The organism is Terrisporobacter muris, assembly GCF_024621905.1.
Taxonomy (GTDB): domain Bacteria; phylum Bacillota; class Clostridia; order Peptostreptococcales; family Peptostreptococcaceae; genus Terrisporobacter; species Terrisporobacter muris.
The window spans coordinates 1-3721 of record NZ_JANKBY010000341.1; the positions used below are offsets into that span (position 1 = coordinate 1).

At 24.9% G+C, this 3721-nt stretch carries 2 protein-coding genes; both read right to left on the bottom strand.

Going from position 1 to position 3721, the window contains the following annotated elements:
* Positions 1 to 1354 (bottom strand): tetratricopeptide repeat protein (locus NSA58_RS17375; protein WP_257560742.1); only part of this gene is annotated, 1354 nt, incomplete at its 3' end.
* Positions 1355 to 1638: 284 nt separating this feature from the next.
* Positions 1639 to 3450: a tetratricopeptide repeat-containing diguanylate cyclase gene (locus NSA58_RS17380; protein ID WP_074079719.1), complete on the bottom strand. Its 1812-nt coding sequence runs from the start codon at positions 3448 to 3450 to the stop codon at positions 1639 to 1641.
* Positions 3451 to 3721: the final 271 nt, after the last annotated feature.

Consider the following 3721-nt stretch of genomic DNA (forward strand, 5'->3'; position numbering starts at 1 on the left):
AATATTCTTTATCTTTATCATTAAATAAATTTGACTTTAGTTCATTATTTTTTTCCAAATATTTAATTGTATTTTCATAATCTCCTAGTCCTTTATAATCTAAGTATATCTTATTATAGTCTTCTTCTAAATATATTAAACCCCTTGTCTTGACTATATCTTCTGCTTCTTTATGATATTTTAATGCTAAACTATAATTTCCTAATTCGTAATATGCATCTCCATATTCCTCTAGTAGTTTTACATCAAAATCATAAAAACTAAATTCATCACATTTTTCATATCTTTTTTTTGATGTATCAAGTAATTTTATAGCTTCATTTACATTGCCTAGTTGAGTTTGTAAATCTGCCTTATTTCCATACGTATATGTAATACAATCTTCTTTATAAACTCCATTTTTTTGTTTTAAAATTTCTTCTTCTAGTTCTTTAAAACTATCCTTAGCTTTATCAAATTCTTCTAATTTAATATATGCTTCACATATATTCATCAGTGAGTAGCTTTTAATTTTAGCATCTTCATATTCATCTTCTAGGTTATAAGATAGTACTCTAGATAAATATACTAAGGCTTCTTCATAGTTTCCAGAGTATAAATAATCTATGCCTAAATCAGTAGATATAATTGCAATTTTTTCTTTTAAATTTTTAAAATCTACTATATTTAATGCCTCTAACTTAGCATCTATACTTTCTATAAACTTATCATCAGACCAATAAGTTCTTCCTAAATTAAAGTATACTTCTTCAATTTCTTCATAATTTATTTCTTTTGCTAACTCCAACGCTTCTGTTAATATTTGCACTGATTCATTACTACCATCCGGAATACAATAAATATCATATCCTCTTTTTACACCATACTTCACTGCTTCTTCTTTTTTATTATATTTAAAAGCTATTTCTTTTAATTTTTCAAAAGATTCACTTGATTTCTCGTATTCATTTTCATACAAATACATTCTACTTAATTCATAATATACTTGTGTTTTAATCTTAATATTTTTTATACTATTAATGTTATCTATTGCTTTATTATACAATCTTATAGCTTCTTTATTATTTTTTTCCAATGAATTTAAAAAACCTAAAATATAATAACATTCTGATAAAATTTTTTTATCTTTACATTTATTTATTGTTTTATTTACTTTTCTTTTTATTTCATCTTTTTCTTCATCACTAAAATCTCGAATATTATAATCTAAAACATATTTAATTATTTTGCTATAAGTCATTTTATCATTATTTACTTCATTTATGTTTTTATTATAAACCACACAATAAATAATCCCCAAGACTATAGTTATAAAAATTCCAATTACTAAAATAAGTTTTGTGTATTTCTTCATTCTACCCCCATAGTTATTATTCATCGCCCTAAATTGAGATTACTTTTACATGTGATCTTTCAATAATATTTGTAGATTCTATATCTGATACCCCTGGCAAGAGTATAACAAATTCATCTACACCCCAACTAAACTTTTTACATATCCAAGTTCATCTATAATGAGTGTTTTAGTTGTCTCAAAAATTCTTTCACCAACTATTTCTTCTATATATAGTTGTTGTTTTTTTGAAATAACAATTTGATAATGTTCATAAGCTACATCCTTCTTCTGTGTTGTTCATATTAATGTAAATATACATACGTATTCTTTCCTTTAGCTTTTGCTTCATATAAAGCCTTATCTGCTTTTTGTATGTACTCATCATAATTTTTATTGGTTCCTATATAAGCTGTAGTGATACCCATACTAAGAGTTATTCTATCGCTAATTTTAGAATATTCATGAGTAATGTTAATATCATAGATATTTTTTCTTATTCTTTCTGCTAAATTTATTGAATCATTTTTATCTGTATTTAACATTATTACGATAAACTCTTCTCCGCCATACCTTGCTACAAAGTCTACATTTCGACATGAGTTTTTGATTCCCATAGCCACCATTTCAAGGACTTTGTCTCCTTTTAGGTGTCCATAATTATCATTATATAGTTTAAAAAAATCTAAATCGATCATCATAAAAGATATTGGCATCTTAGTTTTTTTATATAAAGCCCAATTACCTGCCAAAAATTCATCTAGTGCTCTTCTATTCTGCACCTTTGTCACTGCATCAGTTACACTCAATTTTTTAAATAATTTATTCAATCTATTTATCTCTTTGTTTTGGTTATATATAAAATAAAGAAATATACTAATGATAATTATTGCACTACTAAGAACAGCAAACAACAATAACATTTTATTTCTAGATTCTTCTAATAGAGATATTTTCTCTAAGTTTTTTTCACTTTCAAATTCATTTATCAAATATTGAGAGTACTGTCTGTTTTTATCCTTTGATAATTCAGTTTTTAATTCTATATTCTTTTCTAGGTATAATATGGTATTGTCATAATCTCCCATACCTTTATAATCTAAATAAATCTTTTCATTATATATTTGTTCTAGATAAGATAAATCTCTTTCTATTACCAACTTTTCACCTTTTTTATGATTCTCTAATGCTTTTTCATAATTATTTAATTTGTAATATGCATCTCCATACTCTTCACATAGTCTTGCATCAAAATAATAAAAATTAAAGTTATTTCTTTTTTTGTATCTAGAGTTAGCCAGATTAAGCAACTTTATAGATTCTAAAGGATTCCCTAATTCTGTCTGTAAGTCTGCCTTATTTATATAAGCAATAGTAATGAAATCTTCTTTATTCATTCCATCCTCAATATTTTTTATATTATTGTCTAAGATTTCAATACTTTCTTTTGCACTATCATAATCTTCTAATTTTATATAACATTCAATAAGATTTAGTAAGGCATAACTTTTTATAATGGGCCATTTGCTTTCATCTTTTAATTTGTAAGATAAAACATGAGATAAATAAGTTTCTGCTTCATCATAATTACCAGAATAAAGATAATTTACTCCTATATCTATAGATATATTGGCCATTTTACTTTTAATATTTTTACCTCTTGCAATGCTTAGAGCCTCAAGTTTAGTGTTAATGCTTTCTACTAATCTATCCTCATACCAATATGCTCGTCCTAGTTCAAAATAAACATCTTCGATATTGTCATAATTTATTTCCTTTGCTAATTCTAAAGCATCTTCTAGTATTTCCACTGCCTTGTTCTTTCCCTCTGCATAAAAAGAAATATCATGTGCTCTTAACAATGAGTATTTAACAATATCTTCTTTTTTCCCCTCATTTATACCTAATTCTTTTAAATCTTTAAATGCTTCTTCCGACTTAGTAAACTGTGATTCATTTAAATATTCTCTACTTAGCTCAAAATATGCTTTCATTCCACTTATCTCTGTAGAATTCTCTTTTAAAGTTTTTTTTCTATCACCTATAAAATATATACTCGTTCCAAATATTATTACTATTATTGAAAATAATAATATAAGCTTTTTTCCCTTTTCCATTTTCCCCCCACATTTAATTATTCATTAATGCCAAAACTTTATGCTAAGACCATTACGTTTATATTATCTATAAGATTTACTATGTCTGGATCAAATTGTGTTCCCGGACATCTTTTTAAAGCTCAAGATTATACTTATTACCATTTTATCCAATTATAAATTATTTCTTGAATTTTTAATACAACCATGTTTATTGTAACATCTTTCCATTTATATAGTTGTAAGTTAATGATTTTTTACATATTTTTAAAATTATATTTAACTTTTTTCT

What these genes read in the sequence shown, in the direction of transcription:
- NSA58_RS17380 (WP_074079719.1), bottom strand. Translation starts at nt 3,450, where the DNA reads ATGGAAAAGGGAAAAAAGCTTATATTATTATTTTCAATAATAGTAATA.